21 protein-coding genes and 1 pseudogene are annotated in these 25,339 nt (G+C 74.9%); 11 read left to right on the forward strand and 11 right to left on the reverse strand.

Annotated elements, in window-relative coordinates; all coding sequences use genetic code 11:
* The 6 genes from sepX to galU form a co-directional block, all read right to left on the reverse strand.
* Positions 1–734: divisome protein SepX/GlpR (gene sepX, locus RM780_RS20470; protein WP_311632274.1), on the reverse strand; the 734-nt coding region annotated here is incomplete at its 3' end.
* Between the two features lie 117 nt (positions 735–851).
* A complete protein-coding gene (locus tag RM780_RS20475; protein ID WP_311632275.1) occupies positions 852–1,472 on the reverse strand; it encodes a GNAT family N-acetyltransferase in 621 nt (206 codons plus the stop codon).
* Entirely contained in the window at positions 1,469–1,945 is a 477-nt protein-coding gene (locus RM780_RS20480; protein ID WP_311632317.1) for a MogA/MoaB family molybdenum cofactor biosynthesis protein, read from the reverse strand. Before RM780_RS20480 ends, RM780_RS20475 begins: the two co-directional genes overlap by 4 nt.
* A 104-nt stretch (positions 1,946–2,049) precedes the next feature.
* Positions 2,050–2,544, reverse strand: a complete 495-nt coding sequence (gene moaC, locus RM780_RS20485; RefSeq protein WP_311632276.1) for a cyclic pyranopterin monophosphate synthase MoaC — start codon at positions 2,542–2,544, stop codon at positions 2,050–2,052.
* A 25-nt stretch (positions 2,545–2,569) separates the two neighbouring features.
* The gene (glp, locus tag RM780_RS20490; protein ID WP_311632277.1) at positions 2,570–3,829 is read right to left on the reverse strand and encodes a molybdotransferase-like divisome protein Glp; all 1,260 of its coding nucleotides are present in this window, start codon (positions 3,827–3,829) and stop codon (positions 2,570–2,572) included.
* The gene (gene galU / locus RM780_RS20495; RefSeq protein ID WP_311632278.1) at positions 3,822–4,733 is read right to left on the reverse strand and encodes a UTP--glucose-1-phosphate uridylyltransferase GalU; all 912 of its coding nucleotides are present in this window, start codon (positions 4,731–4,733) and stop codon (positions 3,822–3,824) included. Before galU ends, glp begins: the two co-directional genes overlap by 8 nt.
* A gap of 119 nt (positions 4,734–4,852) precedes the next feature.
* Between galU and RM780_RS20500 the strand changes: the two genes are divergently transcribed.
* Positions 4,853–5,530, forward strand: a complete 678-nt coding sequence (locus tag RM780_RS20500) for a 5-formyltetrahydrofolate cyclo-ligase (protein ID WP_311632279.1) — start codon at positions 4,853–4,855, stop codon at positions 5,528–5,530.
* Between the two features lie 134 nt (positions 5,531–5,664).
* Here RM780_RS20500 and RM780_RS20505 read toward each other — a convergent pair whose 3' ends face one another.
* Positions 5,665–8,397, reverse strand: coding sequence for a penicillin acylase family protein (locus RM780_RS20505; protein WP_311632280.1), 2,733 nt, complete (start codon positions 8,395–8,397; stop codon positions 5,665–5,667).
* 231 nt (positions 8,398–8,628) lie between these two features.
* Between RM780_RS20505 and RM780_RS20510 the strand changes: the two genes are divergently transcribed.
* The 5 genes from RM780_RS20510 (at position 8,629) to RM780_RS20530 (ending at position 12,984) form a co-directional block, all read left to right on the forward strand.
* Positions 8,629–10,119: a potassium/proton antiporter gene (locus RM780_RS20510; RefSeq protein WP_311632281.1), complete on the forward strand. Its 1,491-nt coding sequence runs from the start codon at positions 8,629–8,631 to the stop codon at positions 10,117–10,119.
* 126 nt (positions 10,120–10,245) lie between these two features.
* Positions 10,246–10,605, forward strand: coding sequence for an FmdB family zinc ribbon protein (locus RM780_RS20515; protein WP_311632282.1), 360 nt, complete (start codon positions 10,246–10,248; stop codon positions 10,603–10,605).
* A complete protein-coding gene (locus RM780_RS20520) occupies positions 10,602–11,447 on the forward strand; it encodes an S-methyl-5'-thioadenosine phosphorylase (RefSeq protein WP_311632283.1) in 846 nt (281 codons plus the stop codon). The genes RM780_RS20515 and RM780_RS20520 overlap by 4 nt, the downstream gene beginning before the upstream one ends.
* Positions 11,448–11,568: 121 nt before the next feature.
* On the forward strand, positions 11,569–12,225 hold the full coding sequence (locus RM780_RS20525; protein ID WP_311632284.1) for an RcpC/CpaB family pilus assembly protein: 657 nt from the start codon (positions 11,569–11,571) through the stop codon (positions 12,223–12,225).
* 264 nt (positions 12,226–12,489) lie between these two features.
* Positions 12,490–12,984 carry a large conductance mechanosensitive channel protein MscL gene (locus RM780_RS20530; RefSeq protein ID WP_311632318.1) on the forward strand — a complete coding sequence of 165 codons (495 nt, stop codon included), beginning with the start codon at positions 12,490–12,492 and terminating at the stop codon, positions 12,982–12,984.
* Between the two features lie 101 nt (positions 12,985–13,085).
* Here RM780_RS20530 and RM780_RS20535 read toward each other — a convergent pair whose 3' ends face one another.
* Entirely contained in the window at positions 13,086–13,757 is a 672-nt protein-coding gene (locus RM780_RS20535) for an AMP-binding protein (RefSeq protein WP_311632285.1), read from the reverse strand.
* Positions 13,758–13,848: 91 nt separating this feature from the next.
* On the opposite strand from RM780_RS20535, the gene RM780_RS20540 reads away from it, so the two are divergent.
* Positions 13,849–14,928 carry a P1 family peptidase gene (locus RM780_RS20540; RefSeq protein ID WP_311632286.1) on the forward strand — a complete coding sequence of 360 codons (1,080 nt, stop codon included), beginning with the start codon at positions 13,849–13,851 and terminating at the stop codon, positions 14,926–14,928.
* 256 nt (positions 14,929–15,184) lie between these two features.
* Here RM780_RS20540 and RM780_RS20545 read toward each other — a convergent pair whose 3' ends face one another.
* The 3 genes from RM780_RS20545 to RM780_RS20555 form a co-directional block, all read right to left on the reverse strand.
* Positions 15,185–16,711, reverse strand: coding sequence for an MFS transporter (locus RM780_RS20545; protein ID WP_311632287.1), 1,527 nt, complete (start codon positions 16,709–16,711; stop codon positions 15,185–15,187).
* Positions 16,712–16,852: 141 nt separating this feature from the next.
* On the reverse strand, positions 16,853–17,566 hold the full coding sequence (locus tag RM780_RS20550; RefSeq protein ID WP_311632288.1) for a TetR/AcrR family transcriptional regulator: 714 nt from the start codon (positions 17,564–17,566) through the stop codon (positions 16,853–16,855).
* 394 nt (positions 17,567–17,960) lie between these two features.
* A complete protein-coding gene (locus tag RM780_RS20555; protein ID WP_311632289.1) occupies positions 17,961–18,974 on the reverse strand; it encodes a sigma-70 family RNA polymerase sigma factor in 1,014 nt (337 codons plus the stop codon).
* A 427-nt stretch (positions 18,975–19,401) separates the two neighbouring features.
* On the opposite strand from RM780_RS20555, the gene RM780_RS20560 reads away from it, so the two are divergent.
* The 4 genes and pseudogenes from RM780_RS20560 (at position 19,402) to egtB (ending at position 25,339) form a co-directional block, all read left to right on the forward strand.
* Positions 19,402–20,865: an FtsW/RodA/SpoVE family cell cycle protein gene (locus RM780_RS20560; protein ID WP_311632290.1), complete on the forward strand. Its 1,464-nt coding sequence runs from the start codon at positions 19,402–19,404 to the stop codon at positions 20,863–20,865.
* 74 nt (positions 20,866–20,939) lie between these two features.
* On the forward strand, positions 20,940–22,223 hold the full coding sequence (locus RM780_RS20565; RefSeq protein WP_311632291.1) for a M20 metallopeptidase family protein: 1,284 nt from the start codon (positions 20,940–20,942) through the stop codon (positions 22,221–22,223).
* A 236-nt stretch (positions 22,224–22,459) separates the two neighbouring features.
* Positions 22,460–23,809 (forward strand): annotated as a pseudogene (gene egtA, locus RM780_RS20570) (ergothioneine biosynthesis glutamate--cysteine ligase EgtA); the annotation flags it as partial.
* 159 nt (positions 23,810–23,968) lie between these two features.
* Positions 23,969–25,339, forward strand: a complete 1,371-nt coding sequence (gene egtB / locus RM780_RS20575) for an ergothioneine biosynthesis protein EgtB (protein ID WP_394813033.1) — start codon at positions 23,969–23,971, stop codon at positions 25,337–25,339.

The following is a 25,339-nucleotide window of genomic DNA, read 5'->3' on the forward strand; positions in this document are numbered from 1 at the left end:
TAGGTGGGGAGGGGGACGGGGGCCGGGTCCCAGCTGTCGGGCTCGTCCTCGGGGGCCGGGGTGCGGCGGCGCTGCTGGTCGACCCACTCCGCGTGGTCGGTCTGCTCGACCACGGCGCGCGCGGGCTGCTCGGGAACGGGCGCGGGGCTCGGGCGCGGGCGCTCGCGCAGGCGGCGGGCGGCCTCCTCGGCGCGGCGGCGGTCCAGGGCGACGGCGTAGCGGCGGTTCTCCTGGCGGCGGACGTGCGCGAGGTAGGCGATGAGCAGGAGGGCCGGGACGGCCGGGACCCACAGGCGGGATGGGCCGCCCGCGACGGCGAAGATCCCGCCGAGGGTGAAGGCGACGAAGAGCGCCATGGAGGTGCGCCGGCGGCGCGCGAGGACGCGCGCGCGGGCGGCGTTCCGCTGCGGGGAGGAGGGTGAGGGAGAAGCGGGCGAGGGGGTGGGCGAAGAGGAGGCCGCCGTGACGGGCTCGGCGAACGACCGCACGTCCGCCGCCGGAACGGAAGCGGCGGAGGGCACGGCTGCCTCGTCAGCGGGCCCGGGGTCCTGCTGGGCTGCCGCCGGCTCGTCGGCGGCCTGCGCGCGTCTGCGCGTCAGCAGCCGGAGGGCCGTGCTGAAGCGTTCCGTCGGCCGCGACTCGTTGAGCTCGTCCTGCCGGCGGAGCCACATCGGCACCAGGTAGGCGGCCCAGGCCCCGACGATCACTGCGAAGATGAGGCCACTGCTGCTCACGCTCACACCGTAGAGGGGTTTGCGTGAGTCCATCTGCCAAATTGCGCGGTGTGTCGCACGATCGGGCCCCCATCCCAGGTATTTCTTCGTATTGTTATCAATATTCGAATGTGTGTGTTATTTCTGGGCGGCGCGCTGCTCCCGCCACCGCGCGAGGAGGCCGCCGGGGACCTCCTCGGGCGTGAGCGCGTACACGAGATGGTCCCGCCACGCTCCGTCGATGTGAAGGAAGCGGGGGCGCAGGCCCTCCTCCCGGAAGCCGAGCTTTTCCACCACGCGCCGGCTCGGGCCGTTCTCCGGCCGGATGCAGATCTCCACGCGGTGCAGGCCCAGCGTCCGGAAGCAGTGGTCCGTGGCCAGGGCCACGGCCGTCGGCATCACGCCCCGGCCGGCGACCGCGCGGTCCACCCAGTACCCGATGTGCGCCGAGCACATCGAGCCCCAGGTGATCCCGGCCACCGTCAACTGCCCGGCCAGGCGCCCCCGGTAACAGACCACGAACGGCACCATCCGCCCGGCCTGCGCCTCCGCCCGCAGGTGGCGCACCATCTGGCGGTACGTCGGCCGCCGCGCCGCCAGGCGCCCGGGCGGGGCGGGCGGGATGGTGGCCTCCCAGGGGCGCAGCCAGTCGCGGTTGCGCTGGTTGACCTCGCGCCAGGCGCGGTGGTCGCGCTGCTTGATGGGGCGCAGGGAGATGTCGCCGTCCGCGAGTTCGACCAGCCAGGATCGTTCGTTCACGGCCGGTGGTCGCCGCCGCGGAGCTGGTCCACCGCGTGGTGCAGGAGGGGGCGCAGCACGGCCAGCCCGTCCTTCACCCCGCCCGCGGAGCCGGGGAGGTTGACGATCAGCGTGGCGCCCTCGGGGCCGCCGGCCACGCCGGCCGTTCCGCGGGAGAGCGCGGCCGTGGGCACCTTGGCCAGCCCGGCGGCGCGGATCGCCTCGGGGATGCCGGGGACCTCGTAGTCCAGGACCCGGCGGGTCATCTCGGGGGTGCGGTCGGTCGGCGAGATGCCGGTGCCACCGCTGGTGAGGACGACGTCGTAGCCGGCGGCGACGGCGCCGCGCAGGGCGCGTTCCACCGGCTCGCCGTCGGGGACGACCTGCGGGCCGTCCGTGGCGAAGCCCAGCTCGGCGAGGGCGGCCACGAGCAGCGGGCCGGTGGTGTCGGCGTAGACGCCGGCCGCGGCGCGGTTGGAGGCGGTGATGGCCAGCGCGCGCGGCGCGGGCGGCTCGACGGGAGCGGCCGGGCCCGGAGAAGAAGCCGAGGAAGCGGGAGGAACGGCCGAGGCCGGCGGCGGTCCCGCCGGGGGTCGGCTCACGCGCGTCTCCACTCGCCCGAGGCCCCGCCCGTCTTCTCCTCCACCCGGATGTCGGAGATGACCGCGCTCTTGTCCACGGCCTTGACCATGTCCACCAGGGTCAGCGCGGCCACGCCGACCGCCGTCAGCGCCTCCATCTCCACGCCCGTCCGGTCGGCCGTCCGCACCGTGGCCGTGATCTCCACGGCGTCGTCGGCGACGGTCAGCTCGACGGCGACCCCGGACAGCGCGATCGGGTGGCACAGCGGGATCAGCTCGGGCGTGCGCTTGGCGCCCATGATCCCGGCGATGCGGGCGGTGGCCAGCGCGTCGCCCTTGGGAACGCCCTCGCCCCGCAGCAGTTCGATCACCCGCGGGGCGACGAGCACCCGGCCGGTGGCGCGGGCGGTGCGCGCGGTGACCTCCTTGCCGGAGACGTCGACCATCCGGGCCGCGCCCGAGGCGTCGAGGTGCGTGAGCCCTGCGGGCCGCGCGGCGTGCGGGGTGTTCATGAGCAGCTACGGTACCGCCGCCCGGTCAGCCGAGCAGCACCACCGTCAGCTCCGAGCCCGGCGCCACCTCGGTGACGTGCTCGGGGACCTCGATGAGCGCGTCCGCCCGGGCCAGGGCCGCCACCAGGTGCGAGCCCGAGCCGCCCACAGGGCTGACCGTCCCCTCGCCCGGGCTGAACGACCCGCGCAGGTACTGGCGTTTCCCCGCGGGGGAGGGCAGCGGCGCGTCGGAGGCCAGGCACGCCAGGGCGCGCGGGCGGTGCAACGCGCCCCCGGCGTGCCCCGCCATCAGGCGCAGCGCGGGGCGCACGAACAGCTCGAAGGACACGTAGGCGCTCACGGGGTTGCCGGGGAGCGCGAACAGGGGCGTCCGCGCCGCCCCGAGCAGGCCGAAGCCCTGCGGCTTCCCGGGCTGCATGGCCAGCCGCCGGAAGTCCACCTCGCCGCGCAGCGCCTCCTTGACGACATCGTGCGCGCCGACGCTGACGCCGCCGGTGGTCACGACGAGGTCGGCACGGCTGAGCTGGTCCTCCAGCGCGGCGCGGAAGGTCTCCGGCTCGTCGGCGACGGCGGCCGTGCGGTAGGCGTCGGCACCGGCCTGCCGGGCGGCGGCGGTGAGCATGTAGCTGTTGGAGTCGTGGATCTGGCCGGGTCCCAGCGGCTCGCCCGGCGGGGCCAGCTCGCTGCCGGTGGAGAGCACGACGACGCGCGGCCGGGGCGTGACGGGGACGGTGGAGCGCCCCACGGCGGCGAGCAGGCCGAGCTGCGGCGGCCCGAGGACCGCGCCGGCGGGCAGGGCAACGGCCCCGGCGGGCGCGTCGCTGCCGCGCGTGCGGACGTGCGCGCCCTCGGCCGCGGGCCGGAAGACCCGCACCCACTGCTCCCGCGCAGGGGTCATGGCGGTGGCCGGGCCGCCCCCGGCGCCGCCGTCGGTCCACTCGACGGGAACGACGGCCTGGGCGCCGGGCGGCAGCGGCGCGCCGGTCATGACGCGGACCGCCTGCCCGGGGAAGACGGTGGGCAGCTCCGCCCCGCCCGCGGCGACCTCACCGGCCACGGTCAGGTGCGCGGGGAACTCCTCGCTGGCCGACTCCACGTCGGCCACCCGGACGGCGTACCCGTCCATCGCGCTGTTGTCGAACGGCGGCAGCGGGGCGGGCACCAGCACGTCCTCGACCAGCACGCATCCGGCCGCGTCCAGCAGCGGCAGGTCGATGGGGTCCAGCGGGCGCACGGAGGCGAGCACGGCGTCCAGGTGCTGATCTACCGACCAGGCGTCAGTCAAGGCGCGGCATCTCCTCGCTGACGTACTGCCGCAGCCAGGTGCGGAACTCCGGGCCCAGGTCCGGGCGTTCGCAGGCGAGGCGAACGATGGACCGCAGGTAGTCGCCGCGGTCGCCGGTGTCGTAGCGGCGGCCCTTGAAGACCACGCCGTAGACCGGGCCGCCGGTGCCCGAGTCCTGCGCCATCGTCTGGAGCGCGTCGGTGAGCTGGAGTTCGCCGCCGCGGCCGGGCGGGGTCTTGCCGAGCACCTCGAAGACGCCGGGGTCCAGGACGTAGCGGCCGATGATGGCCAGGTTGCTGGGCGCGTCGGCCGGGTCGGGCTTCTCCACCAGGCCGCTGACCCGGAAGACGCCGTCCGAGACCGGGGCGACGGAGGCGGCGCCGTAGAGGTGGATCTGCTGCGGGTCGACCTCCATGAGGGCGATGACGCTGCCGCCCAGCTCGGCCTGGACGTCGATCATCTTCGTCAGCAGCGGGTCGCGCGGGTCGATCAGGTCGTCGCCCAGCAGGACGGCGAACGCCTGGTCGCCGACGTGGGGGGCGGCACAGAGCACCGCGTGGCCCAGGCCCTTGGGGTCGCCCTGGCGGACGTAGTGCATGGTGCACAGGGCGGTGGACTGCTGGACGCGGGAGAGGCGCTCGTCGTCCCCCTTGCGGCGGAGCGCGTCCTCCAGCTCGTAGTTCCGGTCGAAGTGGTCCTCCAGCGGGCGCTTATTGCGCCCGGTGATCATCAGTACGTCCGTGAGCCCGGCGGCCGTGGCCTCCTCGACCACATACTGGATCGCGGGCTGGTCGACGACCGGCAGCATCTCCTTGGGGGTGGCCTTGGTGGCGGGAAGGAACCGTGTGCCGAGCCCGGCCGCGGGAATGACGGCCTTGCTGATCCGGGGGCGTGGTGACGTCATGCCGGTCACTTTATCCATCTAGTGTGCGGCCACCGAGCACTTTGCAGATGTACGTCGCGTTATGAGCGGGTTTGAATCGTCATGAGAGTGTGTCGATGTGAAGGGTGCGGGCGGGGAGTATGAGCGCGGACCAGGGCCGGGCGGCGGCACGGAAACGCGAGGTCAGACGGGATCTGATGGCCGTGCGGGCGGCCATGGCGGACGAGGAGGTGAAGGCGGCGGCCGAGGCGCTGGCCCGGCGCGCCCTGGAGCTTCCGGAGCTGGTGGGGCCGGGGGAGCCCGGCAGCCCGGGCGAGTCCGCGCGCACGGTCGCCGCGTACGTCTCGGTGGGCCGCGAGCCGGGAACGCTCCCGCTGCTCAACGCCCTGCGCGGGCGTGGCGTTCGCCTGCTGCTGCCGGTGCTGCTGCCGGACGACGACCTGGACTGGGCCGCGTACGAGGGGCCCGGCCGTCTGGTGGAGTCCGAGCGCGGCGGCCGGACCCGGCTGCTGGAGCCGGGCGGGCCGCGCCTGGGGCCCGGGGCGGTGACCGGGGCGGACGTGGTGCTGCTGCCGGGCCTGGCGGTGGACCGGCGTGGGGTGCGCCTGGGGCGGGGCGGCGGGTCGTACGACCGGGCGCTGGCCCGTCTTGAGGCGGCGGGGGCTGAGCCGGCGCTGGTCGCGGTGGTCTACGGGCACGAGGTCGTGGACGCCGACCTGCCCCGTCAGCCGCACGACCGGCCGGTGCACGCGGCGCTGACGCCGGAGGGCGTTCACCGCTTCCCTGCGGTGGCGGAACGTCGGCGCGGGGCGGACTGAGGTCCCCGTCCCGCTCGCGGGCCCGGACGGGGTCCCCGGTCCGGGCGCGATGCGGCCGGCCCCGGGCGTTGACCCTTCCGGGGCCGCGGCCGGGGCCGGGGCCGGGGCCGGGGCGCGGGCGTTGCCGGTGCCGGTCAATCCGCCGGTGCCTGGCGCGGCGTCAGGGTGAGCGTGTTCCGCCCCCGCTCCTCCACCGCCTCGCGGCCGTAGGCCCACGGCAGGTACTCGCCGTTCGCCCACAGGCTGGTCTGGTCGGTGTAGTGGGCGTGGTACGCGTGGCCCGAGGCGCCGGTGAGGTTGATCCACAGGGAGTCGTCGAAGTCGGCGAGGCTGACGATCATCCGCATCGACGGGACCCAGGTGATCTCGTAGCCGCCGGCCGCGTTCCAGCCCGTGGCGTCCACGGCGTCGGTGCCGCCGGAGAGGTTCCACGGGCCGCGGTTGAGCAGCCACTGCACGGGCCCGGGGCCCTCCGTGCCGAGAGTCTGGTTGTTGAGCATCAGGCGGTGCAGGCGGCCCCAGCTCCAGGTGCCGATGTCCTTGCCCAGCTCGGCGGTCAGCTCCCAGCGGGCGTCGCGCATGGCCCGCGCCAGCAGCTCGTCGCGGGTGTCGGCCGCGGGCTGGTCGGCGGTGGCCGGGGCCTGCCACCAGGCGTTGTCCTCGTCGTCGAGGATGCCGCGGACCACCTCGAACCACCGGTCCCCGCCGTCCGGCTGGGCCGTGCCGGGGGAACGCTCGCCGCACTCGGTCACCAGACGGTCCTCGCCGTCGGGGTTCTCCAGCGGCTGCGACTCGTCGGCGGGCGGGACGCGCAGACACTGGCCCTCGACGCGCAGCTCGTTGGGGAGCTTATTGCCGAACGCGAGCTGGAGCAGGTTGCGCCAGACGGCGTTGTAGTAGGCGGCGGCCGGGGAGTCGGCGTCCTGGCTGTAGTCCCAGCCCTCCAGCAGCTCCTGAGCCTCGCGGATGTAGGGGTCGGTGATCTCGATGTCCAGCAGGCGGGGGACCAGCTCGGCGGCCATCTCGTTGCTGTTGTCGAGCTGGATGGTGCGCATGTCGGTCATGGAGATGCGGCCGCCGTCGTCGATGGTGTCGCGGATCAGGTCCTCGACGCGGCGGCTGCGGGTGCCGTAACTCCAGTCCTCGGTCAGGGCGTAGCCGTAGTCGGGGGAGGTGACGGCCTGGTTGGCGGTGACGATGTAGCCGCGCTCGGGGTTCAGCTCCCAGGGCAGGTCCTCCTGCGGGATGAACCCGGCCCAGTCGTAGGCGGAGTCCCAGCCGGGGCTGGGGTAGCGGCCGTCGCCCTGGTTGCGGACGGGGATCATGCCGGGGGCCTGGTAGCCGATGTTGCCGGAGGTGTCGGCGTAGATGAGGTTCTGGGAGGGGACGGCGAAATTGCGGGCCGCGGCCCGGAACTCCTCCCAGCCGCTCGCCGTGTTGAGCTGGAAGACGGCGTCCATGGTGCGGGAGGGGATGAGGGCGGTCCAGCTGAGGGAGACGGCGTAGCCCTCGCCGCGGTCGGGGGCGGAGGGGTCGACGGGGGCGCTGTCGCCGACCTCCGCGAACTCCTCCTCGCGGTCGGAGATGACGGGGCCGTTGTCGGTGGAGCGGACGGTGATCTCGCGGGGCTCGCCGCCGGCGACGTTGATCGTCTCGGTCCGGGTGGTGTACGGGACCTGCTCGCCGTCGCGCAGATAGTTGCCGTTGTCGAGCGTTTCCAGGCGGAGGTCGGTCACGTCGGCGCCGAGGTTGGTCAGGCCCCAGGCGATGGACTGGTTGTGGCCGATGACGACGCCGGGCATGCCCGAGAAGGTGAACCCGGAGACGTCGAAGGGGCACTGAGCGCTGACCTCGTTGCAGTGCAGGCCCATCTGGTACCAGATGCCGGGCAGCGAGGGCGACAGGTGCGGATCGTTGGCCAGCAGCGGCTCGCCGGTGGTGGTGTACTCCCCGGAGATCACCCAGGAGTTGGAGCCGATGCCGCTGCCGTTGGTGCCCAGGAGCGCCGGGATGTCGTCCAGCGTCTCGGAGACGGAGGCGAGCTGGGCGGCGGCGTTCTCCAGGGCCGCGCCCTCGGCGCCGCCGGGGTCCTCGGGCAGGCCGTCGCCCTGGCCGGGCGGGAGGGACTGGCCCGGGGGCAGCTCGGTGCCGCCGCCCCCGCCCGCGACGATCGGCGGGTTCCGGTCGTAGGGGTAGTCGGGGTAGAGCTGCTCGATCTCCTCGGGGCTGAGGCGCTCGGCGAGCAGCGAGCGGTCGATCTCGTCCTGCATGTTGCCGCGCAGGTCCCAGGCCATGGCCTTCAGCCAGGCCACCGAGTCGACCGGGGTCCACTCCTCGGGGGAATAGTCGTTGAGGAAGCCGAGGGCTGCGTACTCGACCGACAGCTCGGCGCCGTCGCGCTCGGCGAGGTAGGCGTTGACCCCGGCCGCGTAGGACTGGAGGTAGGCGCGGGTGGTGTCGGACAGCAGTTCGTCGTACTCCCGCTGGGCCACGTCGTGCCAGCCGAGGGTCCGCAGGAAGGTGTCGGTCTCCACCTGGTCCTCGCCGAACATCTCCGAGAGCCGCCCGGCCGTCATGTGGCGGCGCACGTCCATCTCCCAGAAGCGGTCCTGGGCGTGGACGTAGCCCTGGGCGCGGAAGAGGTCCTCGGCGGTGTCCGCGTACAGCTGCGGGATGCCGTTGTCGTCGCGGATCACGGTGACGGGGGCGGACAGTCCGTCGATGGCGATCTCGCCCGAGACCTGCGGAAACGAAGCCCGGACGGTACTGATGCTCCAGTACGCGCCGTAGCCGAGGCCGGCCACGAGCAGCAGAACGAGCGCGATCACGATCAGACGACCGCGTCGCCTGGGCTTCTTGGCGGGCATGTCTGTCCTTCAAGGGCAGCTGAGCGGATGAAGGCAACCATAGACATACGGCCGGGGAGGTGAGCCTACGGGGAGTCACCCCGCAGGGCCGTAGCGTTCATATGATGGTAAATTCACCGCAAACGGCGTGAATTGGCGCCCGGATAATAGCTGTAGACGGCAACCGCCGTACGCCGGCCGCAGACCCGCTGGAAGGGAGCGCACCTGACTGTCGACCGCCTCAACGAGCTGATGCTCGCGGGCGCCCTGGTCCTCCTCGTCGCGGTCGCCGCGGTCCGGCTGACCTCGCGCAGCGGGCTGCCCTCGCTGCTGCTCTACCTCGGCATCGGCATGCTGCTGGGCCGGGACGGGCTGGGCGTGGAGTTCAGCGACGTCGAGCTGACCCAGGTCCTCGGCTATGCCGCGCTCGTGGTCATCCTCGCCGAGGGCGGGCTCGGCACGCGCTGGCGGGACATCAGGCCCGCCGTCCCCGAGGCCGCCGTCCTCGCGACGCTCGGGGTCGCCGTCAGCGTCGGCGTCACGGCCGCCGCGGCCCACTACCTCGTAGGCCTGGGCTGGCAGGCCGCGCTGCTGATGGGCACGGTCGTCTCCTCCACCGACGCCGCGGCCGTCTTCTCCGTGCTGCGCCGCATCCCGCTGCCGCGCCGCGTCACCGGAACGCTGGAGGCGGAGTCCGGCTTCAACGACGCGCCCGTCGTCATCCTCGTCGTCGCCCTCTCCGAGGCCCACATCTCGCCCGGCGAGTGGTACCTGTTGGCCGGGCAGATGGCGCTGGAGCTGGCCGTCGGCCTGGCCATGGGGCTGCTCGTCGGGCGCCTGGGCGTGCTGGGCCTGCGCGGCGTCGCCCTGCCCGCCTCCGGCCTGTACCCCATCGCGGTCCTGGCCCTGACCGTCGTCGCCTACGCCGGGGCCGCGCTGCTGCACGGCAGCGGCTTCCTCGCCGTCTACATCGCCGGCCTGGTGCTGGGCAATGCCGGGCTGCCGCACCGGCCCGCCACCCGCGGCTTCGCGGACGCCGTCGCGTGGGTGGCGCAGATCGGGCTCTTCGTCCTGCTCGGGCTGCTCGTCGACCCGGACGTGCTGCTGGACAACCTCGGCCCCGCCCTGGCGGTCGGCGCCGCCCTGACCCTGGTGGCCAGGCCGCTGGCCGTCGTGCTGTCGCTGCTGCCGTTCCGCAGGCCGTGGCGGGAGCAGGCCCTGCTGTCCTGGGCCGGGCTGCGCGGGGCGGTGCCCATCGTGCTGGCGATCATCCCCGTGGTGGCCGGGGTTGAGGACAGCGACCGGATCTTCAGCATCGTCTTCATGCTCGTCGTCGTCTTCACCCTCGCCCAGGGGCCTACGCTGCCCTGGCTGGCGCGGCGGCTGCGCCTGGGCGACGGCGAGAAGGCCGTGGACGTGGACATCGAGTCCGCGCCGCTGGAGCGGCTGGGCGGCCACCTGCTGTCCGTCGCCATCCCCGCCGCCTCCCGGATGCACGGCGTGGAGGTCCGCGAGCTGCGCCTGCCCGCGCAGGCGGCTGTGACCCTCGTGGTGCGCGAGGGCACCAGCTTCGTGCCCGGACCCGCGACCATGCTGCGCCGCGGGGACGAACTGCTCGTCGTGGCCACCGACGCCGTCCGCGACGCGGTGGAACGCCGGCTCATCGCGGTCGGGCGGGGCGGCAAGCTGGCCGGGTGGCTGGGCGCCGGGGGCAGCACCGGGCTGCGCCGGCCCGGCCAGTGAGCCCGCCCCCGCGGCCCGGTGTGAGGCAGCGGGCGGGGCGGAGCAGTGGACTTCGGGGGCCGGAATGTTGCACGATGGACCGTCGTTAGCACTCCACGACCGGGAGTGCCAGCCCAGGAGGATGACGTGCCGACGTATCAGTATCAGTGCACCGAGTGCCACGAGGGCCTGGAAGTGGTGCAGAAGTTCTCGGACGACGCCCTGACCGTCTGCCCCAACTGCCAGGGCCGCCTGAAGAAGGTGTTCTCGGCGGTCGGCATCGTCTTCAAGGGCTCCGGCTTCTACCGCAACGACAGCCGCAGCGCCTCCTCCTCCAGCAGCCCGGCCTCGGGCTCCAAGGCGAGCGAGAAGAAGTCTTCCGAGGGCTCGTCCTCCTCCACCTCCTCGTCGTCGTCCACGGAGTCCTCCTCGTCTTCGTCGTCCTCGCCGTCTCCCTCGTCCTCCTCGTCCAAGGCGAGCACGGGCACCGCCGCCTCGGCCGCATGACCGAGGCCGCCGAGGGGCGGCGGGCCGAGATCGGCGTCATCGGCGGCTCGGGGTTCTACTCCTTCCTGTCCGACGTCACCGAGGTCACCGTCGAGACGCCCTACGGCCCGCCCAGCGACGCGCTGTTCCTCGGCGAGGTCGCCGGGCGGCAGGTGGCGTTCCTGCCCCGGCACGGCCGCGGCCACCACCTGCCGCCGCACCGCATCAACTACCGCGCCAACCTCTGGGCCCTGCGCTCCCTCGGCGTCCGCCAGGTGCTCGGGCCCTGCGCCGTGGGCGGCCTGCGCCCCGAGTACGGGCCGGGGACGCTCCTGGTGCCCGACCAGCTCGTGGACCGCACCAAGGGCCGCCCGCAGTCCTACTACGACGGCGTGCGGCGCCCCGACGGCGAGCAGCCGAACGTGGTGCACGTCACCTTCGCCGACCCCTACTGCCCCGCCGGGCGCCGCGCCGCGCTCTCGGCCGCCCGCGAGCACGGCTGGGAGGCCGTGGACGGCGGCACCATGTGCGTCATCGAGGGGCCGCGCTTCTCCACCCGCGCCGAGTCCCGCTGGCACGCCGCCCAGGGCTGGGCGGTCGTCGGCATGACCGGTCACCCCGAGGCGATCCTCGCCCGCGAGCTGGAGCTGTGCTACACCACCCTCTCCCTCGTGACCGATCTCGACGCCGGCGCCGAGGTCGGCGAGGGCGTCTCGCACATCGAGGTGCTGGAAGTCTTCGGACAGAACATCGGCCGCCTCCGTGAGGTCCTCTTCGACGTGGTGGGGCGCCTGCCGGTGGACCGCGACTGCCTGTGCGCGTCGGCCCTGGCCGGTCAGAACCCCGGCATCGTCCTGCCCTGACCCCGGCCGCCTCGCACCTCCCCGGCGCGGCCTCACCCCATCGAGCGGCGGAGTTATCCACAGGCGGTGGGTTGTCCACAGGCTCCAGCGGGATGCGGCGGAAGCGGGCACGGTGGTGCGCATGCATCGCATCTCCCTCCCCGGCCCCGCCGTCCCCTCGCGGCCCGGCTGGGCCGCCGCCCCCGCCCCGGGCCTGCCCCGCCCGGGCGACTTCCCCGGCCCGCCCGGTCCCTACGGCCCGGCCGTGCCGGCGTTCGCCCCCGTCCGCCCGCGCGGCGGGCGGCACCGGCTGCGGCGGATCCTGCGCAGGCGCAGAGGCCCGCTGGCCGCCCTCGCGCTCGCCGCCGCGGCCCTGGCCCTGGCCCTTCCGCCCGGACTCCCGCGCGGCGGCCCCGGGCCCGGGGGCGCGGAGGCGGCGGCAGCCGCCCGGGAGGGTCCGGCGCCCCGGACCGCCGGCGCCTCCCGGGCGGCCGAGCTGGTCGCCGCGCCCGTGCGGATCGCCGACGCGGGCGCCGCCCGCCTGCTGCGGCCGGGAGACCGGGTGGATGTGCTGGCCGCCGCCCGCGAGGGCGACGGGCGCACGCCCCCGGAGGCCCGGGTGGTCGCCCGCCGCGCCCGGGTTGCCGAGGTGCCCGCCGGCGCCGGGGCGCCCGGCCCGGACGGCAGCCTTCCGGATGTGGACGGCGGGGCGCTGGTGGTCCTGACCGTCCCGCCCCAGGCCGCCGCGAGGCTGGCCGGCGCCGCGGCCGTGGCCGAATTGGCGGTGGTCCGGTGGTGATTTCGTGGCGGCGCACGCTGCCTCCCCCGCTGCTTCCGCCGATCCCGCGCGCGGGAGTTCTACAGGTCACGCGAAAGGATTCACCCGATTGGACAGCCCCGCCCTCCCTGCGTCAGCGTGTCCCGCGCACACGGAGCAGAACGGCAGAGGCAAGCGAAAGGCACAGTGGTGGGCGAGGGCAGAACAGCGAGCGAGACGAGCGAGGAGAAGGGCGGAGTCCTGACCGGGGCCCGGCAGACGCTGGCCGGTTTCCGCGAGTTCCTCATGCGGGGGAACGTCGTGGAGCTGGCGGTCGCGGTGGTCATCGGCGCCGCCTTCACCAGCATCGTCAACTCGGTCGTCGAGGGCGTCATCAACCCCCTGGTCGGAGCCTTCGGCACGCAGGACCTGGGGGCCTACCAGTCCTGCCTGCGCGGCCCGTGCGAGGTGAACGAGGCGGGCCAGGTCGTCCAGGGCATCCCGATCCGCTGGGGTCTGGTGCTCTCCGCCTCGCTGACCTTCCTGATCACCGCCGGCGTCGTCTACTTCCTGATGATCCTGCCGATGACCCGGTACCTGGAGCGCCGCGGCGCGAAGGCGCCGGAGCAGCCCCCGGCCATGACCGAGGTGGACCTCCTGACCGAGATCCGGGACGAGCTGATCGCCCAGCGGGCCGCCAGGTCCGGCGCGGTCACGGTCGGCGCCCAGCGTTCCGGGGAGGACGGGCCCGCGCCCTCGCGGGACTCCTCGGGCCCTGGCGCCGAAGAGGGCTCCGACTAGCCGCTGCGCGGCCCGGCGCGCCCCCCCGCGCGGCGCCGGGCCGCACAGCACGGGAGCGCGAGACACCGAGTGGTGCCGCGAGGGACCCCTCGGCGGCCGGCTCAGAGGTGGTGCGGCGGCCGTTCCCGCAGGAAGCGCTCCAGGTCGCCCTCCCCGGCCTCCGGCGCGGGGCCCTCGCCCCAGCCGCGGTCGGTGTCGTCGGGCGCCCGGTCCGCCAGCGGGTCGTCGAAGTCGAGCAGGCTCCGCCGCGCGTGCGCGTCGGGTCCGGCGGGCGAGGCATCGGTCATGACGCCAGGGTACGGGCGCGGCGCGGCGCCGCCCTCCTCCGGCTCCTCCTCGTGCCACCACCGGTCGCGCCCCGGCACCCAGGGCACCGGCTGGGCGAGCTGCGGCACGACCAGGACGGCCCGCACCCCGGGCAGGGCGGCCAGCGCCCGGTCCAGGTTCACCTTCACGCGATACACCTGCCCGTCGATCCGGCAGGCGTCGGCACAGATCACCACCCGCGCGCCCGAGGCCGCGATCCGCTCCCGAACGAAGCGGACGTGGTTGCCCACCGGCAGCGTCAGCCGCTGGGTGCCCAGCCGGATGCAGGCCAGCGTCGCGACCACGGACTCCAGGCCCATCGGCAGCAGCACCGGCACCGGGTCGTCGTGACCCACGCCGAGCCGGGCCAGCACCCCGGCCGCGCGGTCGCCCCGCCGCAGCAGCTCCACATGGCTGAGCACATCGGCCGGCCCGTGCCCGGCCGGCCCCCCTTGATTACCGGACATGACGAGCAGCCTTGCCGCCGGCGATTGACGACGGATAAACGTCCGCTGTATTCGGCTGCCCTGGCGCGGGGCCCGTGATACCCGTGGGGACATGGACGAGAACATACTCCCGGTTTCCGGGCCCCTGGACGCGCTCACCGACGTGGCCGGTCTGCGCGTGGGGCACGCGCAGCGGGTCGGCGAGGGCCGGCTGACCGGCGTCACCGTGGTGCTCTCGCCCCCGGGCGGCACGCTCGCGGCCGTCGAGGTCCGCGGGGGCGGCCCCGGCACCCGGGAGACGGACGTGCTGGACGCGCGCAACCTGGTGCGCCGCGTGGACGCGATCGTCCTCGCGGGCGGCAGCGCCTTCGGACTGGCCGCCGCGGACGGGGTGATGGCCTGGCTGGAGGAGCACGGGCGGGGCTTCCGGCCCGGCGGGGACCCGGCCCGGGTGGTGCCCATCGTGCCCGCCGCCGTCCTCTTCGACCTCGGCCGCGGCGGCGACTGGCGGGCCAGGCCGGACGCAGCCCTGGGCCGGGCCGCCGCCGAGGACGCGGAGCGCTCCGGCCCCGGGGCCCCGGTGGCCCGGGGGAGCGTCGGCGCGGGGACGGGCGCGGTCGCCGGCGGGCTCAAGGGCGGCGCCGGGACGGCGAGCGCCCTGCTGCCCTCGGGCGTGACCGTCGCCGCCCTTGCCGTGGTCAACGCCGTCGGCTCGCCGGTCGACCCGGCCACCGGCGCGCTGTACGGGGCGCCGGGCCCGCTGCCCCTGCCGGAGCGGCACGCGGCTGCGGTCCTGGCCCTGGCCGCGGCCAGGGAGGAGAGCGCCCGGCGCTCGGAGCTGTCGGGGCGCGCGCCGTGGGCGACGACGCTGGCGGTGGTCGCCACCGACGCCGCGCTGACCCGCTCCCAGGCGTGGAAGCTGGCCGGGACCGCCCACGACGGGCTGGCCAGGGCGGTGCGCCCGGTGCACCTGATGACGGACGGGGACACGGTGTTCGCCCTGGCCACCGGGGAGCGGCCGGTCCCGGAGGCGCCGACCCCGATCGAGGGGGCGCTGTGGTTCAACGCCCTGCTGGCGGCCGGCGCGGACGTCCTGGCCCGCGCGGTGGCCGACGCGATCCTGTCCGCCCGCGGCGCGGACACCCCCGGCGGGGTCTTCCCCTCCTACCGGGAGCTGTACCAAGGGGGCTGAACGCTCCCGCGGGCGGAGCCCGGGGGGAGGGATACCCCGTCGGGGCGCACGGCCGTTACCGGGGCGCGGCGGGGCGAGACCGGTGACCCCGAAGCGTCCACGCGCGTCCGGGACCACCGGCATCCACATGCTGCCCCCGCCGCGACCTGCGCGGCAAGGGAGGCGCAGTGTGGCGAAACGCGACCGGCCCCCGCGGCGGGTGCCGCGGGGGCCGGGGGAGTTGACGCGGGGAAGCCGGGGCGGGCCCCGCCCGGCGTCAGTGCGCCATCACCGGGATCGGCGCGCCCTCCTCGTCCCCGCCCTGGGAGACGGCGGGGCCGTGGCTGCCCTTGCTGTTGATCAGCACGGCGGCCAGCACAGCGGCGATCACCAGGATGAAGAAGGCCCACCAGATGCCCTGCGCGAAGCCGTCCACCGCGCCGGCCGCCCGCACCGGCAGGGGCGCCAGCTCCTCGGGGCCGTCGAAGCGGGCCCCGATGTAGGCGGTGGTGGCGCTGGCCGCGATGGTGTTCAGCAGAGCGGTGCCGATGGCGCCGCCGACCTGCTGCGAGACGTTCACCATGGCGGAGGCGACGCCCGCGTCGGTCGGCTTGACCCGCTCGGTGGCCAGGCTCATGCCGGGCATGAACGCGGTGCCCATGCCCAGACCCAGCAGAACCTGCGCCGGGGCGATGATGCCCCAGTACGAGGTGTTCATGTCCAGCTGGGTCAGCAGCAGCATGCCGAGGGCGGCGACCGCGAAGCCGGGCGCCATCAGCAGACCGGGCCTGACCCGGGTGACGAGGCGGGTGCCGATCTGCGTCGAGCCGATGATCATGCCGACCACCATCGGCATGAAGGCGAACCCGGTCCTGACCGGCGAGTACCCGCGGATGCCCTGCAGGTAAATGGTCAGGAAGAGGAACAGGCCGAACATGCCGATGATCGCCAGACCGAGCGAGAGGTAGGAACCGCCGCGGTTCCGGTCGGTGATCACGCTCAGCGGCAGCAGCGGGGCCTTCGTCCGGGCCTCGACCACGACGAACAGCGCCAGCAGCACCACGGCCGAGACGAGCATCACCACGGTCCAGGTCTCGGTCCAGTCCTCGTGCTCGGCGCGGGCGAAGCCGTAGACCAGCGCGACCAGGCCCAGCGAGGCGAGCACGGCGCCCGGGACGTCCAGCGAGGAGCGGTTGCGCGCCTCCTCCGGCTCCCGGATCACCATCAGGGTTCCGATGATCGCGGCGGCGACGAAGGGGATGTTGACGAAGAAGGTCCAGCGCCAGTCCAGGTAGTCCGTCAGCGCGCCGCCCAGCAGCAGGCCGATCGCGGCTCCGGCACCGGCGATGGCGCCGTAGATGCCGAACGCCTTGGCCCGCTCCTTGGCGTCCGTGAACAGGACGGTGAGCAGCGACAGCGCGGCCGGGGCGAGCAGGGCGCCGAAGACACCCTGGAGAGCGCGCGAGGAGTAGAGCATGAGCTCGTTCTGTGCGGCCCCGCCCAGAGCGGACGCCAGGCCGAAGCCGGCCAGGCCGATCACGAAGGCACGTCGGCGGCCCCACAGGTCGGCCACACGGCCGCCGAAGAGCAGCAGACCGCCGAACGCGAGGGCATAGGCGGTGATCACCCACTGCCGGTTTCCGTCCGATATGCCCAGATCGGTCGTGGCGGAGGGAAGCGCGATGGTGACGATGGTGCCGTCGAGCACCACCAGGAGCTGCGCCATGGCGATGAAGACCAGCGCCTGCCAGCGCTTGGCATCGAGGGCCCCGCGAGCCGGGCTCACGGTCGTTTCGGGTGGCATGTGTGTGACTACCTCACGTTGCGTGCTGCGTCGGAGCAGATGGGTGGTGCAGGGCAGGGCCCGGCCGGTCATACAGACTCCGGCGGACCGGAAAACTCAGCGCCGCGGCTGCGGGGAAGCGGCGTTTCTCGGGGTCGGGCGTCAGGAGAACTCTTCTTTGAGGTCTTCGAGACGTGAGGCACGGCCGGGAAGCTCGCTGCGGACCGGGGTCCGCAGCCCGTCCAGGAAGATCTGGAGGTGGCGGCGCGACATGGTCTCCCCCCCGGGGCAGCCGGTCCCCGGCACCGGCAGGGTCAGGCGGGAGACGGCGATGAGCAGGTCACCGGCGCCGACGTCCGGGCGAAGCCGGCCCGAGGCGTGCGCCCGGGCGACCAGCTCCTCGTACATCTCCGACATCCGCTGCCGGCTGGCCACGAGCTCGGGGTGCTCGCGGTCGATGCCGAAGCCGATCAGGCCGCAGAGGCCGCCCACGCGTTCCTCGGCGGTGTCGAGAATCACGCGCCGAAGCGCCTCGAAGGGATCATTTTCCGCCTCCAGAGCCTGTCTTGCTCGCTGGACCAGTCGCTCGTTCACATACAACAAGACGTGAAAGAGCAGGGTCCGCCTGTCCGGGAAGTGCCGGTACAGGGTGGCATTGCCCACACCCGCCCGTCGAGCGATTTCATCGAGGGGTGCCTCGGCCCCGTGCGTGACGAACGCCTCCCTGGCCGCGGCCAGGATGCGCTCGCGGTTGCGAACGGCATCGGCGCGCGGCCGGGCGCGGTTCGCCGTGGCGGCGGCCCTGGAGGCCGCCGCGGCCTGGGCCACGACCGCCGCTGTGGCGCCGGCCGCCGCGGTGCGCGTGGCCTTGCCCATGCCGTTCTCCCGTCTCGAACGCCCGGCGGCTTCCCTGTGAACAACCGGGGAGCTGATCCCCGCTTGGCCGGACACAGCTTCAAAACGGAGACGGAGTCCCCACTATTTCTCAGCGTGACTGTGTTCCGCGTCACATCGGGGAGCGGGTCAGGGGCGTCGCGGGCCAAGGCTTCGCACGGGCGGGGGAAGAACGCCAGGCCGCGGGCATGCCGCGGGCCCCGGCGCCGCCGTGATCCGGCGGCCGGGGCCCGTACGGGATGGTGCCGCGCAACGGGGCGGGGCAGGGCGGGGAACGATGCCGCGTCACCGCCCGGTCACCCCCCGCGCGTGTGACGCGCGGAGAACGCACTCCCACCGGTGCGCGGGCAACCCGCGGGCGGGGGAGGGGCGGGCCTCAGGCGGCGGCGTCGAAGCCCGAGTCGTTCGCCATCTTCTTCAGCTCCAGCAGCGCGTGCTTCTCGATCTGCCGGATGCGCTCCCGGGTGAGGCCGTGCTGCTTGCCCACCTCGGTGAGCGTCCGCTCGCGGCCGTCCTCGATGCCGTACCGCGCCCGGATGATCGCCGCGGTCCGCTTGTCGAGCCTGCCGATCAGGTCCTCCAGGCCCTCCCGGCGCATCATCACCAGCACCGACTGCTCGGGCGACTGCGCGGAGGTGTCCTCCAGCAGGTCCCCGAACTGGGTCTCGCCCTCGTCGTCCACCGACATGTTCAGCGAGACCGGATCCCGGGCCCAGTCCAGCACGTCCTGGATGCGGTCCGCGCTGGAGCCCAGGTCCTCGGCGATCTCCGCCGGCTCGGGCTCGCGGCCGTGCTCGCGGTTGAACTCCCGCTGCACGCGCCGGATGCGGCCCAGCTCCTCCACCAGGTGGACGGGCAGCCGGATCGTGCGCGACTGGTCGGCGATCGAGCGCGTGATGGCCTGCCGGATCCACCAGGTCGCGTACGTCGAGAACTTGAAGCCCTTGGAGTAGTCGAACTTCTCCACGGCGCGCACCAGGCCGGCGTTGCCCTCCTGGATCAGGTCCAGCAGCGGCAGTCCGCTGCGCGGATACCGCCGGGCCACGGCCACCACCAGCCGGAGGTTGGAGCGGATGAAGGTGTCCTTCGCCCGCTCGCCCGCCTCGACCAGCGCCCGCAGCTCCTCCGGGCTCGCCGAGGCCGCGGCGCCGCCCTCGGCCGGGGTCTCCTCGCCCTCAAGGATGCGCTCCGCGTACAGCCCCGCCTCGATGGCGAGGGACAGCTCCACCTCCCGGGCAGCGTCCAGCAGTGGCGTGCGCGCTATCTCGTCGAGGTACATCCCGACCAGGTCGCGCTCGGTCACGTCACCGCCGGCGGTGGACCGGACACTGCCCGTCGCCTCGACACTGTCATCGGTGTCCGGACGCCGGGCGACGGCACGGGTTGCCATACCTGCTCCCTTGCGAGTCATCTCGAAGCCTTGTCGAACTTGTCGTCGAACCGGGTCGTGCGCGCCGAGGGCGGTGAACGCCTCGCACCCGCCGACCGGACCGGGCTGCCCCCTCGCCTCCCGCATCCATAACGATCCAACGACGGGAATCCGGACAGAATTCCCAAGCGGTGCATCTTTTTGTCGTCGATGCAGTACCCTGCACGGCCACACCCCGTCATCCCTCCCACACCCTGAAGACGAACGGGGCGCTCCGTTAGTTGCATCCGGGTACCCAACGCCCCGCGCGCCCATGCGACCGTCCTCACACACCTGGTGACGGCGCCCCCCGCCGCGGGTAGGTTTCGACAGATCGGTCCCGCCGCGGCGGCGGGGCCCGCGCCTCGGGCGGCGTCCCCGGCGCACCGGGGACGGGGGGCGGAGTCGCATGGCCTGGACGGGCAACGGCCGCCGGGGCGCACCCCCCGGCCCCCAGCAGGAGGCCGTGCGCCGCTGGATCGCGCACCGCCGCAACACCGAGCTGCTGCTCGTCCTCTTCGCCGTGGCCATCGCCTGCTTCGGCCACGCCGCCGCCGGCCTGGCCATGTACGAGGAGCTGCCCCCCGGCCTGCCCGCCCACGCCGCGGGCCTGGGCGCCCTGGCCCTGGCCGCCCACCTCGCCGTGCGCCGCCTCGCGCGCCACGCCGACCCGTTGATCCTGCCGGTCACCGTCCTGCTCAGCGGCCTGGGCCTGGTCCTCCTCGACCGGCTCGACCAGGACTACGCCGCCCACCACCCGCCGGACGACTACCAGGCCCTGCCCGCCGCCCCCGACCAGGTCATCTGGACCGTCGTCGGCGTCGCCCTGCTGGTCGCCACCCTGGTCGTCCTGCGCCACCACCGGGTCCTGCAGCGCTACACCTACCTCGGCATGGCCGTGGCGATGCTTCTGCTGATGGCCCCCGCCTTCTTCGGCGCCGACCAGTTCGGCGCCAAGCGCTGGATCACGGTCGGCTCGATGTCCGTCCAGCCGGGCGAGTTCGTCAAGGTCATGATCGTGGTCTTCTTCGCCAGCTACCTGATGGCGAACCGCGACGCCCTCGCCCTCGTCGGCCGCCGCTTCCTGGGACTGGCCCTGCCCCGCGGCCGTAACGCCGGGCCCGTCCTGCTGGTGTGGGCCGTCAGCCTCGTCGTCCTCTTCTACGAGCGCGACCTGGGCACCTCGCTGATCTTCTTCGGCGTCTTCATCCTCATGCTCTACATCGCCACCCAGCGCACGAGCTGGATGGTCCTGGGCGGCCTGATGGCCGTCGCCGGCACGGTCGTGGTCGCCGCGACCCAGCCCCACGTCAAGGGCCGCGTCCAGGCGTGGCTGGACCCGATGGCGGCCTTCGACCCCCCCGAGGACTCGCCCGTCTTCATCTCGGAACAGTCCGCGCAGGCCCTCTTCGCCTTCGGCGCCGGCGACCTCACCGGCACCGGCCTGGGCGAGGGCCACTCCTACCTCATCGGCTTCGCCGGCCGCAGCGACTTCATCCTGGCCACCGTCGGCGAGGAGCTGGGACTCGCGGGCGTCACCCTGGTCATCCTGCTGTACGTGCTGCTGATCCAGCGCGGCCTGTCCGCCGCCCTCTCCGTGACCGATCCCTTCGGAAAGCTGCTGGCCGCCGGCCTGTCCTGCGTTCTCGCGCTCCAGGTCTTCATCGTCTGCGGCGGCGTCACCGGCCTCATCCCCCTCACTGGCAAGGCCCTGCCCTTCCTCGCCCAGGGCGGCTCCTCCACCGTCGCCAACTGGCTGCTCGTGGCCCTGCTCATCCGCGTCAGCGACAGCGCGGGCAAGGCCGGCACCGAACCCGAGGGCAACGCCACGATCCTCACCCCGGCCATCACCGACCCCGGTCCCTCCCGCTAGCCCCGCGCGGCCCCGCCGCCCCCGAAGCCCGGCGCCGCGCCCGGCCCCGGGCGTTGCGAAAGGAACCCGCCCCCATGCACCTGCTCGACGACGCCCGCGCCCTCACCGACGACCTCGTCCGCCTCCGCCGCCACCTGCACGGCATCCCCGAGGTCGGCCTCCAGCTCCCGCGCACCCAGGAGGCCGTCCTGCTGGCCCTGGACGGCCTCCCCCTGGAGGTCACCACCGGCACGTCCACCACCTCCGTGACCGCCGTCCTGCGCGGGGCCCGTCCCGGCCCCGCCGTCCTGCTGCGCGGCGACATGGACGCCCTGCCGGTGACCGAACGCACGGGGCTGCCGTTCGCCGCCCCCGCCGACCGGATGCACGCCTGCGGCCACGACCTGCACACCGCGATGCTCGCCGGAGCGGCCCGCCTGCTGGCCGCCCACCGCGACCGGCTGGCCGGGGACGTGATCCTGATGTTCCAGCCCGGCGAGGAGGGCTTCGACGGAGCCGCCCACATGCTGGCCGAGGGCGTTCTCGACGCCGCCGGCCCGCGCCCCGTGGCCGCCTACGCCCTCCACGTCTCCGCCCACACCTGGCCCTCCGGCCTCTTCACCGCCCGCGGCGGGCCCGAACTCGCCTCCTGCGCAACGCTGGAGGTGACCGTCCGCGGCGCCGGCGGCCACGGCTCCGCCCCCCACCGCGCCCTGGACCCCATCCCCGCCGCCTGCGAGATGGTCACCGCCCTCCAGACCTGGGTCACCCGCAGCTTCGACGTCTTCGACCCGGTCGTGCTGACCGTCGGCTCCTTCCACGCCGGCACCCAGACCAACGTCATCCCCGACACCGCCGCCTTCCAGGCCACCGTCCGCAGCTTCTCCGAGGAGGCCAGGGAACGCCTGCGCTCGGGCACCGTCGCCGTCTGCCGGGGCATCGCCGCCGCCCACGGCCTGGAGGTGGACGCCGCCTTCCACGACCTCTACCCGGTGACCGTCAACGACCACGACGAGACCGCGTTCGCGGCCGAAACGGTCCGCGAGGTGCACGGCCGCGACCGCTTCGCCGAGATGGAGAACCCGCTGCTGGGCGCGGAGGACTTCTCCCGCGTCATCGCCGAGGTGCCCGGCGCGATGGTCTTCCTGGGCGCCACCCCGCCCGGCGCCGACCCGGCCACCGCGCCTGCCAACCACTCGCCCCTGGCCGCCTTCGACGAGGCCGTCCTCCCGGACGGCGCGGCCCTCTACGCCGAACTGGCCGTCCGCCGCCTGGCCGCGGCGGCGCGGGCGGCGGCCACGACCGCTGAGGCCGCGGCCTCGACGGGGACGGGGGGCGCCGCGACGACCGGCCTGGCGGCCGGGGGCGCGAGCGGCTGAACGACCAGGCGGTCGCGCCCCCGGCCCGCGACCGCCCGCGCAACGCCGGCGCCTGGTGTCGAACGTCCGCCCCGGCGCCGTCGCGCGCCCCCGTGCCCGCGCCCCCGCCACCCGGCTGCCGTCCGTCGCCGCGCGGGGCGGGCGGGGCGGCCTTAGCGTGAAGCCGTGCACCCGGCATACCGGAAAGCTCCCTTATGCCGGAGAAGTGCGCGGATCACCGACGGAGGGTGACGGGCATGAGGCGGGACCGGACGGCCGACATACCCAGGGCGCCCGCGGCACCGGGCCCGCGCCCCGCGGGCCCCCGCCCCGCGCCCGGCGCGCGCGTGCGGACCCCTGCGGAGCGCCCCGGACACCGCGCGCGCCCACCGCGCCCGCCCGCCCGCCCCGCGCCCCTGGGCGAGCGCGAGGCCGAGGAGCACGTCCGCGCCGCGAGCTTCGCGCCCGGCCCGCCCGGCCGCACCGGGGTCGAGCTGGAGTGGCTGGTCCACGACACCCGCCGCCCCGGCCGCGCCATCCCCCCGGCCGAACTCGCCGCCGTCCTCGCCGGCCTGGACGCCCCCGGCGCGCTCCCCGGGGGCGGCCGGATCACCCGCGAGCCCGGCGGCCAGGTCGAGCTGTCCACCCGCCCCGCGCCGGACCTCGCCGCCTGCGCCCGCGAGGCCGCCGCCGACCTCGCCCGCCTGCGCGCCGCCCTGGCCGCCGCGGGCCTGGCCCCCGCCGGCCTCGGACTCGACCCCGACCGCCACCCGCCCCGGGTGCTGGACCACCCCCGCTACGCCGCGATGGAGTCCTACTTCGACCGCGGCGGCCCCTGCGGCCGGGTGATGATGCGCGCCACCGCCTCCGTGCAGGTCAGCGTGGAGGCCGGGGACGACGGGGAGGGCGCCACTGGCTGGCGCCACCGCTGGCGCCTGGCCCACCGCCTCGGCCCCGTCCTGGTCGCCGCCTTCGCCAACTCCCCCCTGTGGCACGGTCGTTCGACCGGCTGGCGCTCCACCCGGCAGGCGATCTGGGCGCGCCTGGACCCCTTGCGCACCCTGCCGCCCCCGCCCGCGCCCGGCGAGGACGTGCGGGCCGATCCCCGGGCCGCGTGGGCCCGTTACGCCCTGGACGCGCCGCTGCTGTGCGTGCGCAGGACCCCGCCCGCGGGCTGGGAGACCCCGCCGGGGCTGACGTTCCGCGCCTGGCTGCGCGGGCCGTTCGGCGAGCGCCCGCCCACGCTCGCGGACCTCGACTACCACCTGGGCACCCTCTTCCCGCCCGTCCGGCCGCGCGGCTGGCTGGAGTTGAGGATGATCGACGCCCAGCCCGGCGAGGGCTGGGCCGTGGCCCTCGCCGTCGCCCGCACCCTGCTGGACGACCCCCGGGCCGCGGACACCGCCGCCGAGGCCACCGAGCCGCTGCGCGGTCCCGGCCCGTGGCTGCGGGCCGCCCGCCACGGCCCCGCCGACCCGGAGCTCGGCCGCGCCGCCCGCGCCTGCCTGGCCGCCGCCGAGAGTGCCCTGGCCCGCGACCCCTCCTGCGCGCAACTGCGCCGCGCCGTCGCGGAGTTCGCGGAACGCTACACCGAGCGTGGCCGCTGCCCGGCCGACGACCTGCTCGACGGCGCGGCCCGCTCCGGCCCCCCGGCCGGCCCCGCCCGCCCCGGGCGTTCCCCCGACCGCGCCCGCCCCGGCCGTTCGGCCCCCGCCGTTCCGGCCGCCACCGCCGAGCCCCGCCGACCCGCTCCGAGGAGGCACCCGATGACGACCGAGAACGCCCTCACCACCGCGCCGCCCCCGGCGCCCGCCCCGGACCCGGCCCCCGAGGAGGTGGCAACGCCCGTCCGGGAGCGCGCCCGGATCGCGCTCTCCGCCGCCAGGCGCCGCACCCTGGCCCTCGCGGACTGCCTGCCGGACGCCGAACTCACCGAGCAGCACTCGCCGTTGATGTCCCCCCTGGTCTGGGACCTGGCGCACATCGCCAACCAGGAGGACATCTGGCTGATCCGCCGCGCCGGCGGGCGCCCCGGCCTGCGGCCCGATCTCGACCCGCTGTACGACGCCTTCCGCCATCCCCGCGCCGAACGCCCCGGGCTGCCGCTGCTCGCCCCCGACCAGGCCCGCCGCTACCTCGCCGACGTCCGCGACCAGGCCCTGGACATCCTGGCCGCCGCCCCGCCGCCCGGCCACGGCTTCCTCTTCGGCATGGTCGCCCAGCACGAGCAGCAGCACGACGAGACCATGCTCGCCACCCACCAGCTCCGCCGCGGCCCCGCCGTCCTGGACGCCCCCGCGCCCCCCGCCCCCGACCCGGGCGCGCCGCCGCTGCCGGCCGAAGTCCTGGTCCCCGGGGGCCCGTTCACCATGGGCACCAGCACCGACCCCTGGGCGCTGGACAACGAACGCCCCGCCCACACCGTCGAGGTCCCGGACTTCTGGCTGGACACCGTGCCCGTCACCAACGCCGCCTACCGGCAGTTCGTCGAGGACGGCGGCTACGAGGACCCCCGCTGGTGGCACCCCGCCGGCTGGCGCCACCGGCAGGACGCCCAACTCACCGCCCCCGGCTTCTGGTTGCGCGACGGCTCGGTCTGGCTGCGGCGCCGCTTCGGCCACACCGAGCCCGTGCCCCCTGACGAGCCCGTGCTGCACGTCAACTGGTACGAGGCCGACGCCTACGCCCGCTGGGCCGGCCGCAGGCTGCCCACCGAGGCCGAGTGGGAGAAGGCCGCCCGCCACGACCCGGCCGCCCCGGCCCCCCGCCGCCACCCCTGGGGTGAGGCCGCCCCCGGCCCCGCGCACGCCAACCTCGGCCAGCGCCACCTCCAGCCCGCCCCCGCCGGGTCCTACCCGGACGGCGCCGCGCCCTGCGGGGCCCGCCAACTCCTGGGCGACGTGTGGGAATGGACGGCCTCGTCGTTCACCGGCTACCCCGGCTTCGCCGCTTACCCCTATCGCGAGTACAGCGAGGTCTTCTTCGGCGACCGCTACCGGGTGCTGCGCGGCGGGTCGTTCGCCACCGACCCCGTCGCCTGCCGGGCCACGTTCCGCAACTGGGACCTGCCCGTGCGGCGCCAGATCTTCGCCGGGTTCCGCACCTGCCGGGACGCCCCCGAGGACGCCGGGGCGTGA

Origin of the sequence: Streptomyces boetiae, from assembly GCF_031845405.1 — a bacterium.
In the GTDB taxonomy this organism is placed as follows: domain Bacteria; phylum Actinomycetota; class Actinomycetes; order Streptomycetales; family Streptomycetaceae; genus Streptomyces; species Streptomyces boetiae.